Source organism: Terricaulis silvestris (genome assembly GCF_009792355.1).
In the GTDB taxonomy this organism is placed as follows: Bacteria; Pseudomonadota; Alphaproteobacteria; order Caulobacterales; family Aquidulcibacteraceae; genus Vitreimonas; species Vitreimonas silvestris.
Map to the genome: position 1 here is coordinate 1,573,105 of NZ_CP047045.1, position 25,917 is coordinate 1,599,021.

General features: G+C 64.0%; 21 protein-coding genes. 13 read left to right on the forward strand and 8 right to left on the reverse strand.

Annotated features, from left to right (window positions below; all coding sequences use genetic code 11):
• From DSM104635_RS07995 to DSM104635_RS08030, 8 genes are all read left to right on the forward strand, one after another.
• The gene (locus DSM104635_RS07995) at positions 1 to 2,922 is read left to right on the forward strand and encodes a TonB-dependent receptor (protein ID WP_158765698.1); all 2,922 of its coding nucleotides are present in this window, start codon (positions 1 to 3) and stop codon (positions 2,920 to 2,922) included.
• Positions 2,923 to 2,987: 65 nt separating this feature from the next.
• Entirely contained in the window at positions 2,988 to 4,409 is a 1,422-nt protein-coding gene (locus tag DSM104635_RS08000; RefSeq protein WP_158765699.1) for a glucoamylase family protein, read from the forward strand.
• Positions 4,406 to 5,677: a sugar ABC transporter substrate-binding protein gene (locus tag DSM104635_RS08005; RefSeq protein ID WP_158765700.1), complete on the forward strand. Its 1,272-nt coding sequence runs from the start codon at positions 4,406 to 4,408 to the stop codon at positions 5,675 to 5,677. The genes DSM104635_RS08000 and DSM104635_RS08005 overlap by 4 nt, the downstream gene beginning before the upstream one ends.
• On the forward strand, positions 5,674 to 6,555 hold the full coding sequence (locus tag DSM104635_RS08010; RefSeq protein ID WP_158765701.1) for a carbohydrate ABC transporter permease: 882 nt from the start codon (positions 5,674 to 5,676) through the stop codon (positions 6,553 to 6,555). The genes DSM104635_RS08005 and DSM104635_RS08010 overlap by 4 nt, the downstream gene beginning before the upstream one ends.
• Positions 6,552 to 7,373, forward strand: coding sequence for a carbohydrate ABC transporter permease (locus DSM104635_RS08015; RefSeq protein WP_158765702.1), 822 nt, complete (start codon positions 6,552 to 6,554; stop codon positions 7,371 to 7,373). The genes DSM104635_RS08010 and DSM104635_RS08015 overlap by 4 nt, the downstream gene beginning before the upstream one ends.
• Positions 7,370 to 10,492, forward strand: coding sequence for a discoidin domain-containing protein (locus DSM104635_RS08020; protein WP_158765703.1), 3,123 nt, complete (start codon positions 7,370 to 7,372; stop codon positions 10,490 to 10,492). The genes DSM104635_RS08015 and DSM104635_RS08020 overlap by 4 nt, the downstream gene beginning before the upstream one ends.
• 12 nt (positions 10,493 to 10,504) lie before the next feature.
• Complete coding sequence (locus DSM104635_RS08025; RefSeq protein ID WP_158765704.1) at positions 10,505 to 11,599, forward strand: ABC transporter ATP-binding protein; 1,095 nt, start codon at positions 10,505 to 10,507, stop codon at positions 11,597 to 11,599.
• Complete coding sequence (locus tag DSM104635_RS08030; RefSeq protein ID WP_228445960.1) at positions 11,596 to 12,309, forward strand: carboxylesterase family protein; 714 nt, start codon at positions 11,596 to 11,598, stop codon at positions 12,307 to 12,309. The genes DSM104635_RS08025 and DSM104635_RS08030 overlap by 4 nt, the downstream gene beginning before the upstream one ends.
• Here the strand turns inward: DSM104635_RS08030 and DSM104635_RS08035 are convergent.
• On the reverse strand, positions 12,306 to 13,946 hold the full coding sequence (locus tag DSM104635_RS08035; protein ID WP_158765705.1) for a sulfatase-like hydrolase/transferase: 1,641 nt from the start codon (positions 13,944 to 13,946) through the stop codon (positions 12,306 to 12,308). The two genes, DSM104635_RS08030 and DSM104635_RS08035, sit on opposite strands and share 4 nt — an antisense overlap.
• Before the next feature lie 100 nt (positions 13,947 to 14,046).
• Here DSM104635_RS08035 and DSM104635_RS08040 point away from each other — a divergent pair, with 100 nt between their 5' ends.
• Together DSM104635_RS08040 and DSM104635_RS08045 are read left to right on the forward strand one after the other, a co-directional pair.
• On the forward strand, positions 14,047 to 14,952 hold the full coding sequence (locus DSM104635_RS08040) for a haloalkane dehalogenase (protein ID WP_158765706.1): 906 nt from the start codon (positions 14,047 to 14,049) through the stop codon (positions 14,950 to 14,952).
• Between the two features lie 2 nt (positions 14,953 to 14,954).
• The gene (locus tag DSM104635_RS08045; protein WP_158765707.1) at positions 14,955 to 15,530 is read left to right on the forward strand and encodes a TetR/AcrR family transcriptional regulator; all 576 of its coding nucleotides are present in this window, start codon (positions 14,955 to 14,957) and stop codon (positions 15,528 to 15,530) included.
• Here the strand turns inward: DSM104635_RS08045 and DSM104635_RS08050 are convergent.
• Positions 15,523 to 16,449: an SUMF1/EgtB/PvdO family nonheme iron enzyme gene (locus tag DSM104635_RS08050; protein ID WP_158765708.1), complete on the reverse strand. Its 927-nt coding sequence runs from the start codon at positions 16,447 to 16,449 to the stop codon at positions 15,523 to 15,525. The genes DSM104635_RS08045 and DSM104635_RS08050 overlap by 8 nt on opposite strands.
• Before the next feature lie 81 nt (positions 16,450 to 16,530).
• Between DSM104635_RS08050 and DSM104635_RS08055 the strand changes: the two genes are divergently transcribed.
• Entirely contained in the window at positions 16,531 to 17,319 is a 789-nt protein-coding gene (locus DSM104635_RS08055; RefSeq protein ID WP_158765709.1) for a glycerophosphoryl diester phosphodiesterase membrane domain-containing protein, read from the forward strand.
• On the opposite strand, the gene DSM104635_RS08060 is transcribed toward DSM104635_RS08055, so the two are convergent.
• The 6 genes from DSM104635_RS08060 to DSM104635_RS08085 are packed head-to-tail and all read right to left on the reverse strand — an operon-like array spanning position 17,316 to position 23,294.
• Positions 17,316 to 18,176, reverse strand: coding sequence for an RDD family protein (locus DSM104635_RS08060; RefSeq protein WP_158765710.1), 861 nt, complete (start codon positions 18,174 to 18,176; stop codon positions 17,316 to 17,318). The two genes, DSM104635_RS08055 and DSM104635_RS08060, sit on opposite strands and share 4 nt — an antisense overlap.
• Positions 18,173 to 19,168: a stage II sporulation protein M gene (locus DSM104635_RS08065; protein WP_158765711.1), complete on the reverse strand. Its 996-nt coding sequence runs from the start codon at positions 19,166 to 19,168 to the stop codon at positions 18,173 to 18,175. Before DSM104635_RS08065 ends, DSM104635_RS08060 begins: the two co-directional genes overlap by 4 nt.
• Positions 19,168 to 20,481: a DUF58 domain-containing protein gene (locus DSM104635_RS08070; protein WP_158765712.1), complete on the reverse strand. Its 1,314-nt coding sequence runs from the start codon at positions 20,479 to 20,481 to the stop codon at positions 19,168 to 19,170. Before DSM104635_RS08070 ends, DSM104635_RS08065 begins: the two co-directional genes overlap by 1 nt.
• Positions 20,478 to 21,434, reverse strand: coding sequence for an AAA family ATPase (locus tag DSM104635_RS08075; protein WP_187448176.1), 957 nt, complete (start codon positions 21,432 to 21,434; stop codon positions 20,478 to 20,480). Before DSM104635_RS08075 ends, DSM104635_RS08070 begins: the two co-directional genes overlap by 4 nt.
• Positions 21,421 to 22,650 carry a hypothetical protein gene (locus DSM104635_RS08080; RefSeq protein ID WP_158765713.1) on the reverse strand — a complete coding sequence of 410 codons (1,230 nt, stop codon included), beginning with the start codon at positions 22,648 to 22,650 and terminating at the stop codon, positions 21,421 to 21,423. The genes DSM104635_RS08075 and DSM104635_RS08080 overlap by 14 nt, the downstream gene beginning before the upstream one ends.
• Positions 22,647 to 23,294, reverse strand: coding sequence for a DUF4129 domain-containing protein (locus DSM104635_RS08085; protein WP_158765714.1), 648 nt, complete (start codon positions 23,292 to 23,294; stop codon positions 22,647 to 22,649). Before DSM104635_RS08085 ends, DSM104635_RS08080 begins: the two co-directional genes overlap by 4 nt.
• Before the next feature lie 145 nt (positions 23,295 to 23,439).
• Between DSM104635_RS08085 and DSM104635_RS08090 the strand changes: the two genes are divergently transcribed.
• Together DSM104635_RS08090 and DSM104635_RS08095 are read left to right on the forward strand one after the other, a co-directional pair.
• The gene (locus DSM104635_RS08090; RefSeq protein ID WP_158765715.1) at positions 23,440 to 24,726 is read left to right on the forward strand and encodes an FAD-linked oxidoreductase, L-gulonolactone oxidase family; all 1,287 of its coding nucleotides are present in this window, start codon (positions 23,440 to 23,442) and stop codon (positions 24,724 to 24,726) included.
• Positions 24,726 to 25,862 (forward strand): DSD1 family PLP-dependent enzyme, encoded by a 1,137-nt coding sequence (locus tag DSM104635_RS08095; RefSeq protein ID WP_158765716.1) that lies wholly within the window; start codon positions 24,726 to 24,728, stop codon positions 25,860 to 25,862. The genes DSM104635_RS08090 and DSM104635_RS08095 overlap by 1 nt, the downstream gene beginning before the upstream one ends.
• Positions 25,863 to 25,917: the final 55 nt, after the last annotated feature.

Genomic DNA, 25,917 nt, shown 5'->3' on the forward strand with positions numbered 1-25,917 from the left:
ATGGCGGACAAAGTCAGAAAGCTGTTCGGCGCTTCATTGGGCGCGATAGCGGCATCACTCGCGATGAGCGGCGCAGCCACCATCGCGTTCACAACGCCGGCGCTCGCGCAAACCGCGACGGCTGGCATTGCGGGTGTGGCATCGGCTGATGCGGAAGTCGTCGCACGTAACGTCGATACCGGTTTCACCGGCCGCGACGTCGCGGATTCCGGCGGCGGCTACACCATTCGCGGCCTGCAGCCGGGCACGTACGAGGTCACTGCCGCCGGCGGCACGGCGCAGCGCATTCGCGTGCTCGTTGGCCAGACCGCGACACTCGATTTCGTCGATGACGCCGGAGGCGAGATTGTCGTCGTCGCTACCCGTTCGGGCGTGGACATCACGTCGTCGGAGGTCTCGACCAACGTCACCCAAGAGCAGATTGAAAATCTGCCGCAAGTGAACCGCAATTTCATCAACTTCGCGGCGCTCGCGCCCGGCGTCGGCGTGTCGCAAGACGAGCGTGAAGTCACCTTCCGCGCCGGCGGCCAGAACGCGATGGCGGTCAACGTCTTTATTGATGGTCAGAGCCAGAAGTCGCAAATCATCGATGGCGGCGTGGCTGGCCAGGACGACAGCCGCGGCAACCCGTTCCCGCAGCTCGCCGTTCAGGAATTCCGCGTGCTGACGCAGAATTTCAGCGCCGAGTACGACCAATCGTCGTCGGCGATCATCACGGCGGTGACGCGTTCCGGCACCAATGAATTCCACGGCGAAATTTTCGGCGTCTACCAGGACCCGAACTGGGTCCATTACAACGACATCGCCGGCTTCAATCCGTCGAGCCACCCCGAGGTCGAGCGTCAACAATACGGCGCGGCGTTGGGCGGCCCGATCATTCAAGATCGCCTCCACTTCTTCGTTAGCTATGAAGGCAAGCAGGAAGATCGCTTTGGTGTCGTCACGCTTGGCCGGTCAGGTTACGACGCGCAATTCCCCGGCGTGGAAGGCGTTGTCGGCACTCCGTTCGAGGAAGACCTCTGGTTCGGCAAACTGAGCTGGCAGCCGAACAACGATCACCTAGTCGATCTCAGCGCGACCATCCGTGGCGAACAGGATATTCGCGACGTCGGCGGCCAAGACGCCGCACAACGCGCCAACTCGCTCAACGTCGACGAAACCAAGATCAACTTCCGTCACCAATGGTCTGGCGAAGGTTGGTTCAACCAAGCTCAGGTCGACTACCTTGAAAGCAACTACAATCCGCGCGCGTTGAACTTCGACGATTTCGGCCAGGATCACGTAATCTTCCGCGACGCCGACAACATCACGCCGGGATTCCAATTCAACGTGGATCAACAGGAAGCCACCGTGATCCGTCTCGGCGGCCGTGGCGACAACCAGGACATTCGCCAGCGTTCATTGACGGTGCGCGACGATCTGACCTTCGACTCGGTCAACGGCCACACCTTCCAGATCGGCGGCCGCGTCACCTTCAACAACTATTATGTTGAAAAGCTGTTCAGCGGAAACCCGGTCTTCCTGTTCGACGTCGATGGGCGCCCGGAGATCAATGGCGATCCGGATATCCCGGTCCGCGTCCGCGTCGGCGCGCCGACGGAGGCGGCCGACGTCGACAACACTGTCTATGGCCTCTATATCCAAGACGATTGGCAGGTCACTGATCGCCTCGAACTCAATCTCGGCCTCCGCTGGGACTATGAGGACAATGCGTTCAACAACGACTACACGACGCCCGACGACATTGTGGATCTGCTCAACGCCTACGAGACGTTGCCGGGCTACGTGATGGCGTTCGATCCGGACGACTACATTTCGGATGGCGATCGTGAGGTCTTTGCCGAGGCGTTTCAACCGCGGATCGGCTTCTCCTACGATCTGAGCGGCGACGAGACTTTGGTGCTATTCGGCGGGGCGGGCCGCTACTACGACCGCGTGCCGTACAACTTCGCCTTCGACGAACGTTTCAAGCCGCGTCAGTTCGACGTCCAGATCAATTTCTCAGAAGATGGCGCGCCGGGCACCACGCTCTGGGATCCGGCCTATCTGACGCCGGAAGGCTTACAGCCATTGATCGACGCCACGCCGGGCGCGGGTGAAGTCTTCCTCGTGCGGAACGGCGCCGAACCGCCGGTCACCGATCAGTTCAACCTTGGTCTTCGCCATGTCGTGAACGATTGGCGCCTGTCGGCCACCCTTGCGCACGCGGAATCGCGCAATGGCTTCGGCTGGTACATCGGCAACCTTGGCACCGGGCCGGACCCGCGCTTCAACGGCCCGACGCCGTCGTCTCTGGGCTTCACCCAGTTCCGCAACCTGGTCTTCATTTCGAACCATGACCAGGAACGCGAGTTCAACGCGCTCTACCTGACGGCCGACAAGCCGTACACGGAAGAGGCGGGTTGGGGCTTTGGCGTGTCGTACACGTATAGCCGCGCCACGCAGAACGGCAGCCGCGACAGCAACACCGCGCCGTTCGACTTCGACTACGCGACGATCGATCTCTCGCCGACCTATCCGTCCGCGAACGACGAGCGCCATCGCTTGGTCATCTCGGGCATTGTGGACCTGCCGTTCGACTTCCGGGCGTCGGCGCTTGCGACGTTTGGTTCCGGTTCGCCGTTCACGGTGTTCGGACCGAACCCACCGGGCTGGTATTCGGGCACGCCTGAAGCTGACAACATGTTCTTCTTCGGCGATCTGTTCGCTTATCAGAACATCGATCTGCGGTTGTCGAAGGACATCGAGTTCGCCAACGGCAGTGAGACGTACTTCTACGTCGATGTACTGAACGCAACGGACCAAGAAAATCCGAGCGCCTCGAACGTGGAGCAATGCTCTTGCGCTTCTAACTTCGGTCAGATCACGCCGCGGACCCTGCAGGGTCGGTCGTTCCAGCTCGGCGTGGGCTACCGCTTCTAACTCTCTCCCCGACTTGAGGGGCGTCGCCACTAGCGCGACGCCCCTTTTTGTTTTTGGAATAGACAATGCTTAGACGGACGTTTGCGCTGGGGGCGGGGGCCTTACTGACGCTGCCCGGATGCACCGGCGCGTCTCCCCTGATCGCACCCGATGCTCCTGTCGATAGCGATGACGCGTTCATCGTCGAGCTGCAGGAACGCACCTTCCGCTGGTTCTGGGAGCAGACCCCCAACGACACCGGTCTCACGCCCGATCGCTGGCCCACGCCATCGTTCTGTTCAATCGCCGCCGTTGGCTTTGCGCTGACCTCGTGGGGCATTGGCGTCGAACGCGGCTGGGTTACGCGCGCGCAAGCGTTGGAGCGGACGCTCAACACGCTCCGCTTCTTCCGCAACGCGCGCCAAGGTGACGCCGCATCGGGCGTCATCGGCCATCGCGGATTCTTCTATCACTTCCTTGATGCCCGCGCCGGCACGCGCTTCGAGCGGACGGAGCTCTCCAGCATCGACACGACGCTGCTGCTCGGCGGCATGCTGTTCGCCGGCGCCTATTTCGACGGCGATAGCGCCGACGAACGCGAAGTCCGCCTCCTCGCTGACGAGATCTACGCCCGCGTCGAATGGACTTGGATGCGGCCGCGTGCGCCGCTGGTGTCGATGGGCTGGCATCCGGAGAACGGCGGCGCCTTCATCGCTTACGATTGGGATCAGTATAACGAAGCGGCTTTGCTCTATGTGCTGGCGCTGGGTTCGCCGACGCATGCGTTGCCGGACCGCGCCTGGGAGGCGTGGACGGCGCGGTTTGAGCGGCAATGGGGCGTGCATTGGGGCCAGGAGCACCTGCATTTCCCACCGACGTTAGCGGCTCACTACAGCCCGACCTGGATCGATTTTCGCGGCATCCAGGACGCCTACATGCGCGGCAAAGGCATTGACTATTTCGAGAACAACCGCCGCGCGGCCTACGCGCAGCAAGCCTATGCAATCGCCAATCCTGGCGGCTTTCGCGATTATGGCGCGAGGATTTTCGGGCTTACAGCGTGCGATGGCCCGGGTGATTTCGTCCTGGAGGTTGACGGACGCCGACGCGAATTCTTCAGCTATTCAGCACGCGGACCAGGAGACCGCGATGACGGCACGCTGTCGCCGTGGGCCGTCGGCGGCTCGATCCCGTTTGCGCCGGAGATCACCATTCCCGCGCTCAAGGAAATTCGCAACCGCTACGGCGAAGGCGTCTACACCCGCTACGGCTTTCTCGATTCCTTCAACCCGACGCTCACCGACACTAGCGTTCGCCTCCAGCACGGACGCATTGTTCCAAATGTCGGCTGGGTTGACGGCGACTATCTGGGCATCGATCAAGGGCCCATCGTGTGCATGATCGAAAACTGGCGCAGCGGCCTGATCTGGAACGTGATGCGCCGCAGCCCACATATCCGGCGCGGGCTTGAGCGCGCGGGCTTCACCGGCGGCTGGCTCGCGGGATGACGACAACCCGCCGTCGCGTCTTAGCCGGCATCGGCGCAGCGGCGGCGACATCAGCATGCGCGCGCAACACCGACCCCAACGTGCTGACGATGTGGGCGATGGGGCGGGAGGCGGAGGTTGTCGGCGAAGTGCTGCCGGGATTTCTGGCTGAGCATCCCGGTGTCCGCGTCGAAATACAGATGCTGCCGTGGACGGCGGCGCATGAGCGCCTGCTCACGGCGTTTGTCGGCGATTCACTTCCAGACATCGCCCAGCTCGGCAACACGTGGATACCGGAATTCTCGTCGCTCAACGCGCTTGAGCCGCTCGACGCGCGCGTCTCCGGGTCCTCGATCGATCAAGCCGACTACTTCCCCGGCATCTGGAACACCAATCTCTACGGCGACACGCTCTACGGCGTGCCCTGGTACGTCGATACCCGCGTCCTGTTCTATCGCCGCGACATCCTGCAACGCGCTGGCGTCGCGCGCGTGCCGCAAACGTGGCCGGACTGGCGTGCGGCGATGGAAGCGGTAAAGCTCGAAGTCGGCCCGCAGAACTTTTCCGTGCTGCTACCGCTCAACGAGTTCGAACCGATGCTGGCGCTCGGCTTGCAGCAAGATGAGCCGCTGCTGCGCGACCAAAACACGCGCGGCAACTTCCAAAGCGAAGGCTTCAAGCAAACGCTCGCCTTCTACAAAGCGCTGTTCGACGACGGTCTCGCGCCGCCATCCTCGAACACGCAGATCTCCAACGTCTATTCCGAGTTCGATCGCGGTTACTTCTCGTTCTACATCACCGGCCCCTGGAACATTGGCGAGTTCCAGCGCCGCTTGCCCGCCGATCGCCAAGACACTTGGATGACGGCGCCGCTGCCAGGCCCGCGAGGTCCGGGCGCATCGATCGCCGGCGGCTCAAGCCTCGTCGTCTTCCGCACCTCGCCGAAGAAGGAGCTTGCCTGGGCGCTCACCGAATATCTCTCGCGCCCCGAAGTGCAGATCGACTTCCACGCCAAGACCGGCGACCTGCCGCCGCGCCGCAGCGTTTGGGAGACCAGCACGCTCGCCGACGATCCCTACATGGCTGCGTTCCGCGACCAGCTCGAGCGCGCTAAGGCCGCGCCGCCGGTGCCGGAATGGGAGCGCATCGCTGACGAACTCCGCCTTGTCGGTGAAAGCATGGTGCATGGCGAGATGGACGTCGAGCAGGGCGCAGCCGCCCTCAACGCACGCGCCGATCGCATTCTCGAGAAGCGCCGCTGGATGGTGTCGGAAGGGCGCGCGGTATGAAGCGCTCGGCAACCGGATGGCTGTTCGCCGGCCCGGCCGTGTTGGCGATCTTCGTCTTCTTCTTCATTCCGGCGACGGCAGCGCTCATCCTCAGTCTCACCGACTTTGACATCTACGCGCTCGCTGACATCCGCAATCTCCGCTTCGTCGGCCTCCGCAACTACGCCGAACTGCTACAGCTGCCACTGTTCTGGCTCGCGCTCGGCAACACGCTCTACTTCGTCTTTGTCGGTGTGCCGCTTTCGCTCGCGGCTTCACTTGGCGCGGCGATGCTGATCAATTCTAAGCTGGTCCGCTTCAAGCCACTTTATCGCACGATCTTCTTCGCGCCGTTCGTGATGACGCTCGTCGCCGCCGCTGTCGTCTGGCGCTATCTGCTGCACACGCGCTACGGCATGGCGAATTATGGCTTGGAGCAAATCGGGCTTCAGCCGATCGATTGGCTTGGCGATCCGGCGTGGGCGATGCCGTCGATCATCCTGTTCGCGATCTGGAAGACGTTCGGCTACAACATGATCATCTTCCTTGCGGGGCTGCAGAGCATTCCGCAGGACCTCTACGAAGCCGCGCGCATCGACGGCGCCTCACGCTGGCAGCAATTCCGCCATGTCACGCTGCCCGGCCTGACGCCCGTGCTGCTGCTGACCGGCGTCCTGACCATGGCGCAATACTTCCAGCTCTTCGCTGAGCCGTACGTGATGACGCAAGGCGGCCCAGCGCAGCGCACCGTCACCGTGCTCTACTTCATGTACGAGCAGGGCTTTAAATGGTGGAATCTCGGCTCCGCGTCGGCCGTTGCGTTCGTGCTCTTCGTCTTCATGTTCATCTTCACGATGTTGCAGTTTGCCATCGCCCGCCCGCCACGAGGCCGCGCATGAGCCGCCGCACCGAAACCATTCTCATGAACGCGCTGGTGATCGTGGTGGCGCTGTTCACTGCTTTCCCGCTGGTCTGGATGCTCTCGGTCTCGTTTATGTCGCCGGGCGAAGCGTCTGTCTTTCCGCCGCCGCTCTGGCCCGCGAATGCGACCCTTGAGAACTACGTCGAACTCTTCGCCCGCGGCGGTGTCGGCCGCTACGTCTTCAACTCGTTCCTGATCTCCACGTGCGCCACGTTGCTCGCGCTCACGTTCAACGTCACCGCCGGATATGCCTTTGCCAAGATGCGCTTTGCCGGCCGCGACGCGGTGTTCGGCATCCTGCTCGGCGCGCTCATCATCCCCGCCCAGGTTGGCATGATGCCGCTGTTCCTGATGCTGAAATCGATGGGCATCATCAACACCTACGCCGGCGCACTCGTGCCGTGGATCGCCAGCGTGTTCGGCATCTTCTTGGTTCGCCAGTTCGCGCTTTCGATCCCGGACGAGATGATCGAAGCCGCCCGCGTTGACGGCGCCAGCGAGTTTCGCATCTTCCGGTCCATCATCATGCCCGTGCTGACGCCGGTGCTCGTGACCGTCGCGCTCTTTACGTTCCTCACCAGCTGGAACGACTTCATGTGGCCGCTGATCGTGCTGACGGGTGAGCAGAACTACACGCTGCCCGTCGCACTCGCCGCGCTCTCGCGCGAGCACGTGCAGGACAATGAAATGATGATGGCCGGCGCTGTCATCACGACAATCCCAGTGCTGTTGCTCTTCCTGGCGCTGCAGCGCTTCTACATCCAAGGCATGCTGAGCGGGAGCGTGAAGGGATGAAGCGCATCCTCCACGCAATCGCCGTTATTGCGCTGATCGCCACGCTCGGCAGCGCCGAAGCGCAACAACGCGCGCGCGTGCTCGATAGCTTCGACACGATTGCGCCGTGGGGCACGGTGCTGTCCGATGGCGTCTCCGCCGCGATCACACAAGTCGAGGGCCAAGAAGGCGGCGCGGCGCGCTTTGCCTATAATTTCAACGGCGGCGCCGGATACGCTTCGATGCGCCGTGCGCTACCGTTGCGCTTCCCCGCGAACTACGAAATCTCCTTCCTCATCCGCGGCGAGGGGCCGGCGAACAATCTAGAATTCAAGCTCGCGGATGAAAGCGGCGAAAACGTCTGGTGGCGTGTCCAGCGCAACTTCACGCCATCGAGCGAATGGCAACGTGTCACCATCCGTAAACGTCACATCGAGTTCGCCTGGGGCCCGACCGAAGACCGCGCGCTCCGCCAATCTGCCTTCCTCGAATTCGTCATCAGCGCCGGGTCAGGCGGGCAGGGAGCGATCGAGATCGACCAACTCACCATCCGCGAACTCCCGCCGGCGCCCGCGACCTTCCCGACCATCCGTGGCAACGCCACTTCCGGCGCCAACTTCGCCGCAGCACTCGACAACAACCTTGAAACCGCTTGGCGCAGTGAAGCCGCCGGAGCTCAATCCATCACCTTCGACCTCGGCCTCGCCCGCGAATTCGGCGGCGTCGTTTTGCGTTGGGCACCCGACGCCCACGCTGTGCGCTACGCACTGGAGTCATCGCTCGATGGCGAAGAGTGGCGCGCGCTAGGCGAAACCGCGCAAGGCGACGGCGGTGTCGATCCGTGGATGCTTCCCGAGTCCGAAGCGCGCTATATTCGTCTCCGGCTACAAGAAACCAACGCGCCCGCCTACGCCCTCGCCGAATTCCAGCTCCGCGATCTCGCCTTCGGCGCGACCCCTACGGCCTTCTTCCAAGCGCTCGCCCTGGAAGCCCCTCGTGGCGCTTATCCGCGCGGCTTCGTCAACGAACAAACGTACTGGACTCTCGTCGGCGTCGACGGCGGCGGCCCGCGCAACGCATTGCTCGGCGAAGAGGGCGCCGCCGAACTCGGCCGCGGCGGCGTTTCCGTCGAACCCTTCGTGCTCGCCAACGGCCGGCTCTTTTCCTGGGCGGATGTTACGCTGACGGCCTCGCTGCGCGACGCCTATCTACCGATCCCCAGTGTCGAGTGGCGCACGCCGCAATGGCGCATGACCGCGACCTCGGCCGCCAACGGCAACCTCGCCGTCCCGCATCTCGCGCAGACCTACGTCCTCGAAAATCTCACGGATCAACAGCAAGAGCTGGCGTTCATCCTCGCGATCCGCCCATTCCAAGTGAACCCGCCACAGCAATTCCTCAACACGCCAGGCGGCTTCAGCCCGATCCGCGACATCGCGTGGACCGGCTCAACGCTACGCGTGAATGACTGGGACACGATCCATCCCTCCGTCGCGCCCGACTCCGTGCAAGCCATTCCCTTCGACGATGGCGCGTGGCTCACCGCGACCAGCACCGCAACGTCCGCCGCCAGCGCGCAAGGATTCGCCGCGGCAGCGCTGCGTTACACCGTGCGTCTCGCCCCACGCCAACGCGCCGAGTTCGGATTCGCCGCGCCGTTGGCCGAGCGCGCCGAGATTCAGATTCCCGCGCGCATCACTCAGGCTTGGCTCCAGCGTGAGCAAGATGCCGCCGCCCGCAGCTGGCGCCGTCAGCTTGATCGCGTCCATTTCACCGTGCCGGACGAGGGCGCTCGCCACGTCAACACGATCCGCTCTTCCATCGCTTACATGCTGATGTCGCGCGATATCGCCGCGTTGCAGCCCGGCACGCGCTCATATGCGCGTTCGTGGATCCGCGACGGCGCCATGATGTCCGAGGGATTGCTTCGCGTCGGCCTCGACCAGCCTGTGCGCGACTACCTCGAATGGTATCGCCCTTACCAGTTCGAGAACGGCAAGGTCCCGTGCTGCGTCGATGCGCGCGGCGCCGATCCCGTGCCCGAGAATGATAGCCACGGCGAACTTATCCATCTCGCCGCCATCGCCTATCGCTACACCGGAGAGCGCGCGCTGCTCAACGAAAGCTGGCCTCATGTCGAACGCGCGATCGCGTATATGGAAGAGCTGCGCGCCTCCGAGCGCACCGCCGCGAACCAAACGCCCGAACGCCGCATGCTCTACGGCCTGATGCCGCCATCCATCAGCCACGAAGGCTACTCGGCGCGTCCGGCGTACTCCTATTGGGACGATTTCTGGGCGCTGCGCGGCTATATCGACGCCATCGACCTTGCAGAAGCGCGCGGCGATAGCGTCGCCGCCGCACGCATCGCCGCCCAGCGCGACGAATTCCGCACCGATCTCTTCGCCTCGATCAGCGCCTCCGCGGCGCACTTCAACGTCAATTACATCCCCGGCGCCGCTGACCTCGGAGACTTCGACGCCACCTCCACCACGATCGGTCTCGCGCCAGGCGGTCAGCAAACCGCGCTACCACAAGAGTTGATGCGCGCCACGTTCGAGCGCTACTGGCAGAACTTCGTCACCCGCCGCGATAGCGCGACCTGGGACGCCTACACCCCCTACGAACTCCGCGTCGTCGGCACATTCGCGCGCCTCGGCTGGCGCGATCGCGCCAATGAAGCGCTGGCGTTTTTCTTCGACGATCAACGCCCCGCCGCATGGAATCACTGGGCTGAAGTCGTCGGCCGCGAAGAGCGCACGCCGCGCTTCATCGGCGACATGCCGCACGGCTGGGTCGCGTCCGATTATCTCCGCTCCGCGCTCGACATGTTCGCTTACGAACGCGAGCCAGACCAGGCCATCGTCATCGGCGCCGGCCTGCCCACATCGTGGTTCGACGGGCAGGGCGTCGCCATCTCGGACCTCAACACGCCATTCGGCAAGGTCGCTTACAGCATCCGCCGCGCCGGCGACGGCTATCGCATCCGCATCAGCGGCAACACGCGCCCGCCCGGCGGCTACGTCGCGCAATTGCCGTGGCCGAGTGCGCAACAGCGACTTTGCATAGGCAGCCGGCCTGTCGCAGGCGAACTCGTCATCCAACGTCCAGGCCAAACCGTCACGGTGCGCCCATGCTAAGCGAGAGACCTCATGGCGCACGTTGAGATCAAACAGTTGAGCAAATCGTTCGGCGCAACCAGCGTCCTGAAGAGCATCGATCTCGCCATAGACGACGGCTCGTTCGTCGTATTCGTCGGACCTTCCGGTTGCGGCAAATCTACTCTGCTGCGCGTGATCGCCGGCCTCGAAGACGCCACCAGCGGCCAAGTGTTGTTTGACGGCAAAGTCGTCAATGACATGACGCCGGCGCAGCGCGAGATCGCGATGGTGTTCCAATCCTACGCGCTCTACCCGCACATGACCGTCGCCGAGAACATGGCGTTCAGCTTGAAGCTGCGGAATGCGTCGAAGGAAGAGATCGACCAGGCCGTTGCGACAGCCGCCAAGATGCTCGGTGTCGAAACTCTGCTCGACCGCCTCCCACGCGAACTCTCCGGCGGTCAACGCCAGCGCGTCGCCATCGGCCGCGCCATCGTGCGCAAGCCGAAAGTATTCCTGTTCGACGAACCGCTCTCAAACCTGGACGCTGAACTCCGCTCCCGCATGCGCTACGAACTCGCGCGCCTGCATAAGCAGCTGGCGACGACCATGATCTACGTCACCCACGATCAGGTCGAAGCCATGACGCTCGCCGACAAGATCGTCGTCCTCTCGGCTGGCCACATCGAGCAGATCGGTGCGCCGCTCGAACTCTACCAGCACCCCGCCAACATCTTCGTCGCGGGCTTCATCGGATCACCGAAGATCAACTTGATGCCGGCCGAAGTCGTCGGCGCGGACGCCAATGCAATGACGCTGGGCGTTACGCAGCAACTCACCCTCCGCGCCGCCGTCAACGGGGGCAGCGCCAAGCCCGGCGACAAGGTCAGTATCGGCATCCGCCCTGAACATCTCACACTCGGCGATGGCGAGAACGCCTTCGACGCCCGCATCGACTTCATCGAACGCCTCGGCGGCGTGTCTTATGCCTACGCCAACGGCCCCATCGAAGGTGAAGCGCTGACGCTCCGCTTGGCTGACGACAGCACCGCCGCCATCGGTGACACCGTCCGCGTCGCGCCATCGCCCACCGACGCGCACGTCTTCAACGCCGACGGCGCCGCGTTCCCGCGCCCGCGCGCATGAGAGCCGCGCTCGCCGCAGCACTCCTCTGCGCCGCTTGCGCGAGCCATACGCCAACCATCGGCATGAGCGCTCAACATTTCGAAGGCCAAGTGAGACGCGCCGTGCAGTACGAATACCTGCTCTACCTGCCGCCGTCGTACACCGAGAGCGACGAAGCATGGCCGCTCGTCATCTTCCTCCACGGCTCCGGCGAATCCGGCGCCGATCTCGGCATGGTCCGCGCCCACGGCCCGCCGCGCCTCATCACCGAAGGCCGCGATTTCCCTTTCATCATGGTGGCGCCACAAGCACCCGAAATGCGCCCCTGGGACATCGATGCGCTCGATCTCTTGCTCGACGACATCATGCGCACGCACCGCGTTGATCCAGATCGCGTCTATCTCACCGGCCTCAGCAACGGCGGCAAAGGCGCCTGGAGCTGGGCCATCGCGCGCGCCGATCGCTTCGCGGCGCTCGCGCCCGTCGCCGGCTACGGTGACGCCAACCGTGTTTGCGCTCTGGGTCAGCTGCCAGTCTGGTCCTTCCACGGTGCGCTTGACGACGTCGTTCCTGCGGCGTTCGACACCGCAACCGTCGAAGCGCTGCAACGTTGCAACGGCAATGTTCGCTACACGCTCTACGAAGATGCGAACCACGATTCCTGGACACGCACCTACGCCAACGACGAACTTTACACCTGGCTGCTCAGCCAGCGCCGCGCGCAGCGCTAGTTCGACCAGTAGATGTATTCCTGCTCCTCGCGCCACGGCGTGTTGAGCGGCACATCGATTCGCACGGCGCCTTCGATCAGAGCCGGCCAAAGGGGCGCCGGCATCTGAGCATTTTGCGCTTCGATCATTGCCCGCATTGCCGCCACACGCTGAGGCTCTGCCGTGGAAAGATCGCGTCGCTCAGTGGGATCGTCGCGTAGATTGAACAGCCATGCTCGGTCTGGTGTCTCCGAAACCTGCAGCTTCCAATCGCCGTCCCGCACGACGCGATAGGGCCCTGAGCGCCAAAATAAACGTCGATGCGGCGCACCCTGCGCTCGTCCGGTCAAATACGGTAACAGATCCACACCATCCAGATTCTGCGCGGCTGGCGCGCCCGCCGCCGCGGCTGCAGTCGCGAAAATATCCATATGCGTCACTGGACCTTCGACACGCGTAGCCGCTGGCAGTCTTGCCAACCAACGCGCGAAGAATGGCGTGCGGATGCCGCCTTCGAAGAACGTCGCCTTCCAGCCGCGATAGGGCCGGTTAATGTTCGGCAAGCCGACGTACCAGGCGCCGCCATTGTCGCTGGTGAAGATGACGAGCGTGTTCTCGTCCAAACCTTGTTCGCGCAACGTCTCCATCACGCGCCCGACGCCACGATCCAGCGCGGTGATCATCGCGCCGTAGACACGCTCGGTATGGTCAGGAATGCCGCTCAGCGCGTCATAGTCTGCGCGTGTCGCTTGCAACGGCGTGTGCGGCGCGTTGAAGGCCAGATACATGAAGAACGGCCGGTTGCGGTTCGCGACGATCGCGGCGGACGCTTGCTCAGCCAAATAGTCCGTCATGTAGCCACGTGGCCGAAAGCGTTGCCCGCCATTCAACTGAACTGCGTAGGGCAGGTTCGCCCACAGGAAGCGATCGATCGGATCGAACGGCAGTTCGGCGTTGATCACGTCAGGATCGTTCGGGCGCATATACATCGCAGCGCCCGCCATGAAGCCCAAGCTCTCGTCGAAGCCTTGCGCCTCCGGCCGCATTTCCGGCGCTTCGCCGAGGTGCCATTTGCCCAGGTGCAGCGTGTGATAGCCCTGATCGTGCATCACTTCGGCAATCGTCACTTCGCTTGCCGGTACGCCCAACTCTTCCAGCGGCGGCATGTCTGCCACGCGTTCGTTGTGGAAGATCGGCTGGTGCAGCGCGTTGGAATCGGAGTGCGAGAGATAGCGCGCGAATGCTTGCGGTGCGCCAGTGAACTCAAAGCCGAACCGCGTCGGGTAGCGCCCCGTCATGATCGCCGCGCGCGATGGCGAGCACGTCGCGTTGCTGGCGTAGGCCTGAACCACGCTCACGCCTTGCTGCGCCAGCGCGTCGATGTTGGGCGTGCGCACGACGCCGCCGCCGACGCCGCCATTGATCGAAATGTCGTTGAAACCTAGATCATCCGCCACAATCACGATCACGTTCGGCGGTCGCACGCCCTCTGCCGCATGCGCTGGCCCGCTGGACCACGTCACTTCGTGATACGGCGCGATTGGGTCGCGAATGTTGCTGATGATGCCCGGCAGATAATAGCCGTACTGCTTGAACGCGAGGAAGCCGCCGAGCGCGAGCAGGGCGAGGACGCCCACGCCAATGACAAGCCGCTTCATCTCTCACCCCGCTTGACGGCCAGCCGAAACAAGTGGCACTAATAGTGCCACTATATGGACGTGCCAAAACGCCGTCAAATGGCTTCCGATGGAGGGCCTCATGGATGTCCTGCGGACACCGGACGAACGCTTCGAGGCGCTTCCGGATTTTCCCTACGCCCCGCATTACACTGAAATCGCGGATGAATCCGGCGCCCATCTCCGCATCGCCGCGATCGACGAGGGCCCACGCACCGCCGCGCCCGTCCTGCTCCTGCACGGCGAGCCGACTTGGTCCTTCCTCTACCGAAAGATCATCGCGCGCCTCGCCGCCGCCGGTCATCGCGCTGTTGCGCCTGACCTCATCGGCTTCGGCCGCTCCGATAAACCCGCCGATCGCGCGGATTACACCTATGAGCGCCACGTCAAATGGATGAGCGACTGGCTCGTCGCCACCGACCTCCGCGACATCACGTTGTTCTGCCAAGATTGGGGCGGGCTCATCGGTCTTCGTCTGGTCGCCGCATTTCCCGAGCGCTTCGCTCGTGTCGTCGCCGCCAACACGTTCATGCCAGAAGGCTCAGGCGCTACGCCCGCGTTCGAAGCATGGCTAGCTTTCAGCCAAGGCGTGCCGGTGTTTCCGACACCCATGATCGTCAACGGCGGCACCGTGCGCGAACTGAGCGAGGCCGATCGCAACGCCTACGAAGCGCCATACCCCGATGAAAGCTACAAAGCCGGCGCGCGGCAATTCCCAGCGCTCGTGCCAGTCAAACCGGAGATGGCGTCGGTGAAAGAAAACCGAGAAGCCTGGAAAGTGCTGGAGCGGTTCGAAAAGCCATTCCTCACCGCCTTCGCTGATCAAGATCCCATCACCCGCGGCGCCGACGCGCGTCTGCAAGCGCGCATCCCCGGCTGCAAGGGTCAACACCACACCACCATCGTCAACGCCGGCCATTTCCTCCAGGAAGATCAACCCGAGGAAATCGCCAAGGTGATCGACGATTTCATCAGGGCGACGCCATAGACATGGCGCGCGCAGCCGAACAACTCGATGGCCGCCGCCAGCGTGCCGACGTCAGTCGCCGTCGTATCGCCCTCGCCATGCTCGAGCTCGTCCGCGAAGGCGAGGTGGAGCCGAGCGCCGACCTCGTCGCCGAGCGCGCCGGTGTCGGCCGCCGCACGGTGTTTCGACTGTTCTCCGACATGGAGGGCGTCTACCGCGAAATGCACGCCGTTATGGTGGAGCGCCTGACGCCGGACTTCATAGCGCCGTTAGAGGGGGCTACCTGGCGTGAACGACTCGACGAGATCGTCCTTCGTCGCGCCCGCATGTTTGATCAGATGCTGCCCATCAAATCGGCATCCGACGCACACCGCTATCGCTCGAAATTCTTGCAGACCGAACACCGCAAGCTCACGCGCATGCAGCGCGACAGCCTGCGCCGCGTGCTCCCCGCCAATGTAGCCGATGGTGAAGCGTTCGAAGCGCTCGATCTGGCATTGAGCTTCGAAGCCTGGCGACGCCTGCGCCAGGAGCAGGGGCTCAGCGCGAAGCAAGCCATCGGCGTGTTGCGCCACGCAACGCGGGCGCTTGTCAGCTAGGCGGCGCGTCGCCAGCGGTTCGGAATCCAAGATGCGACATGCCCAGCCCTTCATCGCCGGGCTGGCGTGACCCACTGCGGAAGCGCGAGCAGAAGTTCGAGGCGCAGAGGTTTGAGCCGCCCTTGAGCACGCGCATCGGCGCCTCGCCGTCGCGCGCGACATCGCGCGGCGCTGCGCCAACGAACGGATCACTCGTCCACTCCCAGACATTGCCGATCGTGTCGTAAAGCCCGCGCGCGTTGGGCGGGAAGCACGCCACGGGCGCAGTTCCCGTGAAGCCGTCCGCGCCCGAGTCCTGGAATGGAAAAACGCCCTGCCAGGTGTTTGCGATCGGCGTGCTGCCTGCCGCATACGCTTCAGCGCGTACATCCGCCGAAGCCGGCCCGGCGCCGCGCGCGGAAAATTCCCATTCGTTTTCTGTCGGCAGCCGCCGATGCGCCCAACGTGCGTAGGCAACAGCGTCTTCGTACGCGACCGCAACGACGGGATGGCGCTCGCGTCCGCGGATCGACGAGCCACGTCCTTCGGGATGGCGCCAATTCGCGGCCGGATCGATGCGCCACGCGCCCGTCGCCCGATCGAACACCGCCGCGCCCATTGGCGCGCCATCAGCGCCCAGGCGCTCGGCGAGTGTTGCGTACGCCGTCGCGTCCACGAACGCCGCATACTGCGCGTTTGTCACTTCGTGCGCGTCGATCGAAAACGCGGCGACGTCGCCCTGACCGCCGTTGTGTTCTTCCGGCTCGAACACGTTCGCGCCGCGCGCGACGTGGCCAGCCGGGATATCGACAGCTGCGCCGAGCGCGGCGGCCGAACATTGGCGCGCTTGCTCCGTCCGCGCGCATGCCGCGAGCGCGAGAGCGGTGAGAAAAACCGCGGATATGACAATCCAATGATGCACGACGTTTGAGTACCGCATCGTAAGTCCAGAGCAAGCCCGCCAACCCCGATGACTTCGCGGCGCCCACATGCTTTAAATGTCCCAACGGAGGGGCGATTCATGGCGGATATCACAGCGGGCGGACCGCAAGAGCGGTTCGATTTCGGCCGGGTCGTCGGGCAAACATTCAGCCTGATCGGTCGCAACTTCGTGCTCTTTTTCGTGTTGGCGTTGCTGTTCGTCGGCGTACCGCAATTCGGTCTGCTCTATGCTCAGAGCTACATGACGCAAACGCAGGGTCTCGGCGGCTTGTGGCAGGTGGCGCTGATGGGCGTCGTCGTCATGATGGTGAGCGCCTTCGTTCTGCAGGGATCGCTGACACGCGCCGCGGTGGACGATCTCTCGGGTTCAGGTGTGAAGTTCGGCGCAGCACTTGGCGATGGCTTTCGCTATTTCTTTCCGTTGTTGATCGTCGGCATCCTCGTGACGCTCGGGATCTATATTGGCCTCGTACTGCTGATCATCCCCGGCATCATTCTCGCGCTACGCTGGTCGATCACGGCGCCCGTAGTTGTTATCGAACGAGATGGGCCGACGCGATCGATGGGCCGCAGCGCCGAACTGACTGAAGGTCATCGCTGGGCGATCTTCGGCCTGTTCCTGCTCTATCTCATCGCTGCGTGGATCATGCAGATCGTAGTCGGCGCCGTGTTTGGCGCGCTCGGCGTCGCGCGCGGATCGCCGGTGATTGGCCTCAGTACATTCGGGCTCGTGTTCATGGGCGTCAGCGCCGCCGTGCAGGCTTTGATCACCTTGATCAGCACCGTGGGCACAGCGGCGCTTTATTTCGAACTCCGGCGCGTGAAAGAGGGCGTTGGCGTCGAACAGATCGCGTCGGTGTTCGACTAACTCAAATCGTGCTTGTCGCGCTTGCGCTTGCCGAACAGCAGCCGCTGTTCCAAGCGCCGGCGCAGCGCGGCGTAGTAGGCTGAGAGAAATTCCGAATCGAGTTCGCGCCCGGTCTTGCGCCAGCTGATCTTGGTGCGAATGCGCTCGGCGACGGCGGTCATTGCCGTTGGGTCCGCATTGCGCAGCACGCTCTCCAGCACCTGCAATTCCTTGACGCCGTACTGATCGAGCTGGGCGTCCGTGAACACAAAGGCAGGGTCACCCGCCCGCGCGCTCGCCATGTCGGGAAGCAACACTTGCTTCGGCGCCTTGATCACCCATGTCCCGGCGATGATGTCGCCCAGCCGCAACCGGTCGCGGTTGAAGAGGGGAAGGAAAACGAAGATCGCGCACCAGACGATGCCGCAAAGGATGATCAAAGCTTCGACGTCGCTCCCGTTGGCGAAGAGAAAGCCAATCGGCAAATAGAGCTCAAGCTCACGCATCGCGTTGCGCGCGACCACCTGATCGACCCGAAGCGCCCCACCACTGCGGGCGGCGACGCGGAGGCCCAGGATACGCTTGCCTGGCGTCGCCCCACGCGCTCCGCATTCGAACGCTGTGAAGTAGAAATTGCGCAGCAGGAAAAATCCTAGCAGCCAGATGATCGCCGCCAGCTGGCCGCTGGCGCCCTGCATGCCCGTGGCCATGCCAAAGCCAGCGACCACCAGCGTTGCCGCGATCAGCGCGGCCACGATAATCGCCAAGTCGATCAGCAAGGCCGCGCCGCGTTCGCTGACAGGCGCGATGCGCACGCGAAGGTCGACGCCCTCTGGCGTCACCAGCGGCCGCACTTCAGGATCGGCGGTGACGGTCATCTGCGCTGCCCGCGCGGGATGTAGAAATAAAGCGCCCAGATCACGGCGCTGGCGCCGGCGATGCTCCAGCGCACCAGATCGGCCTGGATCAGCTGGCGTGCGAAGCCTTCCAGCAGCCCCGCCAGCATCAGCATGACGACAACGCCGATCATGGCGACGCCGCCTTCGCGCCCCGCCCGTTCGGCCGCCTCGAGCCGCGACAGCGCGCCAGGAAACGCGACGGCCCAGCCAACGCGCAAACCCGCTGCGCCGGCGAGCGTAATGGCCAAAAGCTCGGTCACGCCGTGGATCAGCACCCAACCGCCAAACTCGAACGCCAAACCATGCGCGGCAAACACCGCGAACATCGCGCCCAAGGTGCAGCCGTTGTAGGCAATCAAGAATATGCTCGGCAGACAGAACGCGACGCCCAGCGCAAACGCAAAGATCGCGATCTGCGCGTTGTGGGTGAACAGAAACGTCGCGAACACGCCGAGCGCGTCATCGACGTCGACGGGTTGGTAAAGCGTCTCGCGCAACTCCGCCGCGCTGGCCCCTGGATCACGACCGCCGGAGAGCTCCGCGGGGACGAACGAAAAGTAAAACGCCGGGTCGCTCTGAATTAGAAAGAACGCCGCGAGAGCGCCGACCGCCATGATCAGACCCGCCGCAATGGTCTCGCGCCACATGTTACGAACCGCGTTCGGCCAGGAATAGGCGAAGAAGTCGCCGATCCGCTCCACCAGCGTCGTGCGTGCGCCATAAACGAAGAAATACGCCCGCGCACACAACGCCTCGAGATACTCGATCAGCGCCAAGTCCAACGACGTGGCCCGCGCCACCGAGAGCGAGGACAATGTCGCCCGATAAAGGCTGGGGATCGCCAGCATGTCTTCATCGCTCAGGCTCGCCGGTGAGCGGCGCTCCAAACGCTTGAGCAAGTCTTCGAGCTGAACCCAAGTCGCTTCCCGTTCCTGCCGGAAGCGCAGGCTGCGCAGCGAGACATTCGCCATCAGACCCGCTCCCGACGCCGGAGATAATCGTAAGCACGCACCAACGCCGGCCCGAGGTTCTCAACCGGCGCCGACACGATGTGCACGCCCAGGCGTTTTAGCCGTGCCAACACCACCGCACGCTCCTGCAGCAAACGCTGCGCGATCACCGCGCGCGAAACATCATCGCTGGTGACCGGCGTCGCGTCGCGCAGCGTTTCCAGCTCCTGGTCCGCGAACGCCACGAACACAATCATATGCCGCCGCGCCAGCCGCGTGATGTTCTCCACCATCAGCTCCGCGCTCACGGAATCCGCGAAATCCGTGAACACGATCACCATGGAGCGCCGCTGCAGCTTCTCCATCAGCGTCGCCAGACCCCAGGTGTGGTTGGTCTCTTCGGTCGAGTAATCGATTTTCGCCGTCTGGCTCAGCAGCAACGGAAACGCCCGTGCGCCGGAGACGAACCCAGTCGAAACATGCGGCCGCGAGTCAAAGCCGAAGAAGCTCACCCGATCGCCAAGCTTCAAGCCGACATAGGCCAGCAGCAGCGAAGCGTTGATGCTCCAGTCCACCCGCGGCGCACCCGCGATCGGCTCACACATGGTTCGGCCGGTATCGATGGCGAAGGCGATTTGATGGTTGCGCTCGGCGCGTACTTCTTTCGCCAGCAGCTTCGCGTGCCGCGCTGTTTGCTTCCATTCCACCAGCCGGCGATCCATGCCAGGTGCGAACTCCGCCAGCGAGTCGAACTCGGAGCCATCGCCGCGATCCCGAAGTGGCTTGATGCCGTGAATAAGGCTCCGCGAGAACAGCCGCTCCGCCTCGCGCTGAACACCGGCCAAGTCCGGCGCGATACCGACGTGGCGATTGAGCGGCTGAACGATCTGCCGCCACGCGAGGCCCAACGGCCCGGTCCAGCGTCCATGCACGTTCTCGATTACGCCATCGCCGCGCCGCATCGGCTTCAGCCGCAGCGCCAGCTCGGCCTCACCTCCGCCCACATCGCCGCGCTGTGTTGGCGGCGCTGCTAGCACAGCGTTCGTTTCCAACGCGACATCGACCGCGCGCGGTCCACGTCCGGGCCACACCAGCCGCACCAGCGTGTCGAATGCCCCAGCGCCGATCGGCGCAAGCCGCGGCGCCGTCACCGAAATGCTCGCGCGCTTCGGCGCCGGCGCCAGCACGCCATCGAACACCGTGAGCATCGCAATGCCCAACGCCCACGCGACGCCCAGCAGCCAAAGGTTCGGCGCAACCGCCGTCGCCAACAAGAGCGAGAGCGGCGCGCCGATCATGGCAAGCAGAATGGCGCGGCTGGTGGGTGCGATCATCGCGGCGCTTCGACCTGATCGAGGATGTCCTTCAACGCGGAGTCCGACGTGCGCCCCTCAATCTCCGCAGCCGGCGACAGCACCACGCGGTGCCGCAGCGCGGGACCCGCGAGCGCCTTCACGTCATCCGGGATCACATAATCGCGCCCGTCCAGCGCGGCCCAAGCGCGCGCGCCGACGCCCAACATCGCCGCCGCACGGGGCGACGCGCCAAGCTCGAACGCCGCGCCGTCACGCGTCGCGCGCACGATGCTCACGATGTAGCGGATCACTTCCGGCGTGAGGCGCGTCTGGTTCACCGCCGCCACTGCAGCCGTCAACGCATCGCCAGTGACGATCTTGCGCAGACCGAGAGCCACCGGATCGTGCCGCTGACTATGCGCGCCCTGTTCGCTAACGATCCGCAGCTCGTCCTCGAGACTCGGATAGGAAAGCACGTGCTTGAACAAGAACCGGTCGAGCTGCGCCTCCGGCAACGGGTAGGCGCCTTGTTGCTCGATCGGGTTCTGTGTCGCGATCACCGTGAAATGGGCGCTCAGCGCGTGCCGGACACCATCCAGCGTCACGCCACGTTCCTGCATTGCTTCTAGCAGTGCCGCCTGTGTCTTCGGTGGCGTGCGGTTGATTTCATCGGCCAACAACACATCGCAGAATATTGGCCCTTTGGTCAGGGTGAACGCGCTGGTCTGGAAGTTGAACAGGTTCGAGCCAAGGATGTCGCCCGGCATCAAGTCCGGCGTGAACTGAATACGCCCGAACTTGAGATCGAGCGTGTGCGCAAAGCTCTGCGCCAGTAGCGTCTTCGCCGTGCCCGGCGGCCCTTCGAGCAGGATGTGCCCCCCTGCCAGCACGGCGGTCAGCATCAAATTGACGCTGTCGGTTTGCCCAATCACCGCCTTGCCGATCTCGCCCCTTACGGCGTCGGCCATCTGTCGCAGCTCAGCGAGTTGCACGTGTCATCTCCTCTTTCCAAGCGTGCAGCTTGCGCGCCGCTTCCAGCATCTGGTGTGGTGTCTTGGCGTTGGCGGCTTCCGCCTCCAACTGCGTATAGTTCGGCGTGACGCCATGAATCCCCGCCAATCGGTTGAGCAAGGCAGCGGCTTCCTCATCGGATTTGCGTGATCCCGATATCAGCTCCGCCAAATCACCAGCGATAAGACGCGCGTAACCTGCGCCCATGCGCTGCTCGCGCCGAGCCAAGCGGATGAGCGCTGCGGAATTGTCTGCAAGAGCCGCCTTGCCCAGCGCAATCGCGCGCCTTGCGGGTGCCGCCGGCCCAAATCGCGCCGCCGCGCGCCAGCCAAGCAGGCCCGCACCTATCGCCAACCCCAGCGTCGCGCCCAGGAACGGCGGCTCGAACGCGAGACGCAACGCACTCCGCGAAGCGCCCAACCCGTTCAGCGTGACGTCAAATATGATCGGCTCGTTCTCAACGCGCATTTGATCGAGCATCGCCAGGCCGGCCTGCGCCGTGTTGCGGTCGCCCATGCCGAGTGTGTTGAGGAAGTCAGGATCGGCCAGAATGTAGATCGGCAGGAAGCCTCCGCGATCGAAGCGTGCAAGCACGGTGCGGCCCGAGCCATCGGTGACCATCGGCGTCAGGTTCGGCCCACTGATCGTTTGCAAGCGTTCAATACGGCCGCTGGTGCGGGTGGTCTTGTCCCGATAGCTGAGTCGCACCGCGCCTTCGCCTTCCGCCTGCGCGAACACCACGCCAGGCGCGATCTCGTTGATCAGAACGCCCAAACTGCCATCGTCGTATTGCGAGTAGCGCGAAACCCAGCCGCGATGGGTCGGGTGCGGACCCACCGCCCATTTGGGTAACACCACAAGCGTTGCCGAACCTGCCGCGTCATCGAGTTCTTCGATCGAAATCGGATTCTCGGGCGTCAGCACCACCAGCGACTCAAGCCGCGCCGGGTCCATCGGTTGGCGTCCGATCGAAACGTCCACGCCGCGCACGCGCTCTAGCCGTACAACGCCCGCGAACCCGACTGCCGACGTCGAAAGAGCGTGTGCGCGCCCGTCGCGTCCTGTGGTGAGCTCCGGCGCGAACGCCGAGAGCGTGAAGAACGCGGCAAACGAAAACACGCCGACGAGGATGACCGCGAGCATCACCATCGGCGAAAATCCGCCGCCACCGCGGCGAGCAGGGGCAACGGCCGTCATCGCCGCGATCCTTGCAATGCGAACGACGCGTACGCTTCACGACATTGCGCAAAGTCCTGCGCGCCCAACGCTCGCCCGCCGAACAAGCTCATCTCCACCGCGCGCGCGATACCTGAAAACACGTCACGCCCTTGCGGCGATAGTGGATCGAGCCGCGCGATCTCGCGGCTGGTCAAACCCGGCCCGATCGCCAAACTGAAAACTTGTTCGAGGTCCTCGATGCTTCGATGCAGTAGCACGCGCGCCGCTTCGCTGTAGCGGCCTTGGGCGGCGAGGCGGTCGGCCTCTTCGAGCAACGCTTTCGCGCGCGCGTAAGCGGGACGATAGGCCGGCGCGGGTTGCGCCTCAGTTGCGGCATCTCGTTTGCGCCCGGGCAGGCGGCGCATGATCTCAGTGCCGATCACGTACAGAATGAGCAGCGCGACGACCGCGACGCCTGCCCAAAACACGTAAACGAGAAACGGTGCGATCGCCTGCAGGAAGAGGGCGAGGGGCTCCAACCATGCCGGCGGTTCCGGCGGCACGAGTGCGTCCATCTGGAATTGGAGGCTTTGGTCCGCGCGTAGCTCGGCGTGCGCCTCCGCGAAGGCGCTATCAGCCCCGCCGGCGCTTGCGGCCTGCTGCGGTCCCACCGGTACGGTCATGCTCCCCCTTAGCCCAGCTTTTTGCCAGCACCAGGACAGGACACGCAACCTCGGGGGGCGCCGATTTGGTGAACCAGACAGCCCGGCTTGCTAGCGCGGGCGGGGCCCGGCTATGCCCGATGACGGTTTTGCGTAGGGCGAGTGCATGGCGCGCGGGTGGAAAAACTGGTCTGGCAGCGTGCGGAGCCAACCTGCGGTGCTGGCGCGCCCGGCGATGTTGGCTGAACTCGGCGGGCTGGTGCGGCGATCCGCCCATGTCCGCATCACCGGCGCTGGCCACTCTTTCACGCCGCTATGCGACACCAGCGGCACGCTGATCTCCCTCGCTGACCTTGAAGGCGAGCTTGAACTTAGCGCCGATAAAGCGCGCGCTTGGGCGCCCGCCGGATGGAGCCTGAAGAAGCTCACCACAGCGCTCTGGGAAAAGGGCGTCTCGCTGATCAACCAGGGTGACGTCAATCCGCAAGCACTCGCTGGCGCAATCGCCACCGGCACACACGGCACCGGCGCGCAACTGGGATCGCTTTCCACCGCTGCGCGTGCGTTCGAACTGATGCTCGCGGACGGCTCGCTCGTCACTTGCAGCGCCACCGAGCGCGCTGATCTCTACGAAGCGGCGCGCCTCTCGCTCGGTTTGCTTGGCGTGGCTACGCGCATCGAGATCGACGTGCTGCCGGCATATCATCTGGAAGAGAAGATCGAGTCCCATCCTCTTGGCGATGTCGAGGCGCAGTGGAGCGAACTCGTCGCCGCCAACCGCCACGTCGAATTCTGGATATTCCCCTACAACGACTACGCTATCCTAAAGCGCCTAAACCCGGCGCCCTCCGAAGGCCCGCTGAAGCGCATGAGCGACATGGACGATCGCGCCTTCAGCGTCATCTGCGACCTCTGCGCCACGTTCCCGTTCCTCACGCGCAAGCTGCAGCCGCTCATCGTCGGCGCCGGCGTGAAGCAACGCCGCGTCGGCCCGGCGTACCAAATCTTCCCGTCAGATCGCTCGGTGCGCTTTGAAGAGATGGAATACGAAATGCCGCTCGAAGCGGGCTGGCCGGCACTCCGCGAAGCGATCGAGCGCATCAAAGCGAAGAAGCTCCCAGTCACGTTCCCGTTCGAATTCCGCATCACCGCCGGCGATGACATCTGGCTCAGCCCCTTCAACGGCGGGCCGCGTCTCTCCATCTCCATGCACCAATACGCCCGCATGCCGTGGAAGGGCGTGTTCGGCGAAATCGAGCCGATCTTCCGCGCGCATGGCGGCCGACCCCATTGGGCCAAGCGGCACTCGTTGACAGCGCAAGATGTCAATGCGCTCTACCCGCAAGCCAGACGTTTCGGCGCCGTACGCGCCGAGTACGATCCCACCGCCAAGTTCGCCAACGCGCACTTGGCGCAATTGTTCAGCATCGACGCAGCACGGAAAGCCGCCTGATGACCGACTTCGATCTTCACCGCCCACTAATTGGCCAACAAGGCTCACGCGCTGCACTCAACACCCCCGCGCTCGTGATTGACCGTGACGCGCTCGATCGCAACATCGCCGCCATGGCCGCCTTCGCAAAGCAGAATGGCCTCGCGCTCCGCCCGCACGCCAAGACCCACAAAAGCATCGACATCGCCCGCCTGCAAATGGCGGCAGGCGCGCTCGGCGTCTGCTGCGCCAAGCTTGGCGAAGCCGAAGCCTTGGCCGGACAGGGCATCAACGCCATGCTCATCACCTCGCCCGTCGTCACGCCGCAGGCGATCGCGCGCCTCGTCGCGCTGCACGAACGCATCGGCGATCTCATGGTCGTCGCCGACAATCCCGCCAACGTCGCAGCTCTTGCCACCGCCACCAAAGACGCTTCGCGCCCGCTGCCAATCCTCGTCGACATCGATCCCGGCATCCGACGCACTGGCGTTTCATCACCCGAAGCCGCGGTCGCACTGGCGCAGGCGATCGCCGCCGCGTCATCACTCCGCTTCGCCGGCGTCCAGTATTATTGCGGCGCGCAGCAGCACATCGAGAAATACGAAGAGCGCCGCGCCGCCATCGTGGACCTCACCACCTACCTCACATCGGTCATCGATCAGCTCAACGCTGCCGACCTCGCGCCCAAGATCATCTCGGGCGGCGGCACGGGCACGCACCGCATCGATGCCAGCCTCGGCGTCTTCACCGAACTCCAAGTCGGATCCTATGTTTTCATGGATCGCCAATACGGCGATTGCGATCTGGGCGGCGAGGCGGCGCAACCGTTCGAACGCGCGCTCTTCGTCGATGCGCACGTCATCAGCGCCAATTCGCAAGGCATGGCCACGATCGACGCCGGCTTCAAAGCGCTCTCGACCGACGGCGGCTCGCCCAACGTCATCTCCGGCGCCCCGGAGAATGCGATGTTTGTGTTCATGGGCGACGAACACGGCGCGCTCATCGCCATGGATCACGCCTTCAAGATCGGGGACGCCGTCTCGCTCTCGCCGCCGCACTGCGATCCGACTGTAAACCTCTATGACGCGTACCACATTGTGCGTGAGGGCACGTTGATCGACATCTGGCCCGTCACGGCTCGCGGCCGCTCGCGCTAGGTTCTGCGGAAATAGCGCCCAGATATGCGTCGGCGGCGCATCATCCGCGAGACGC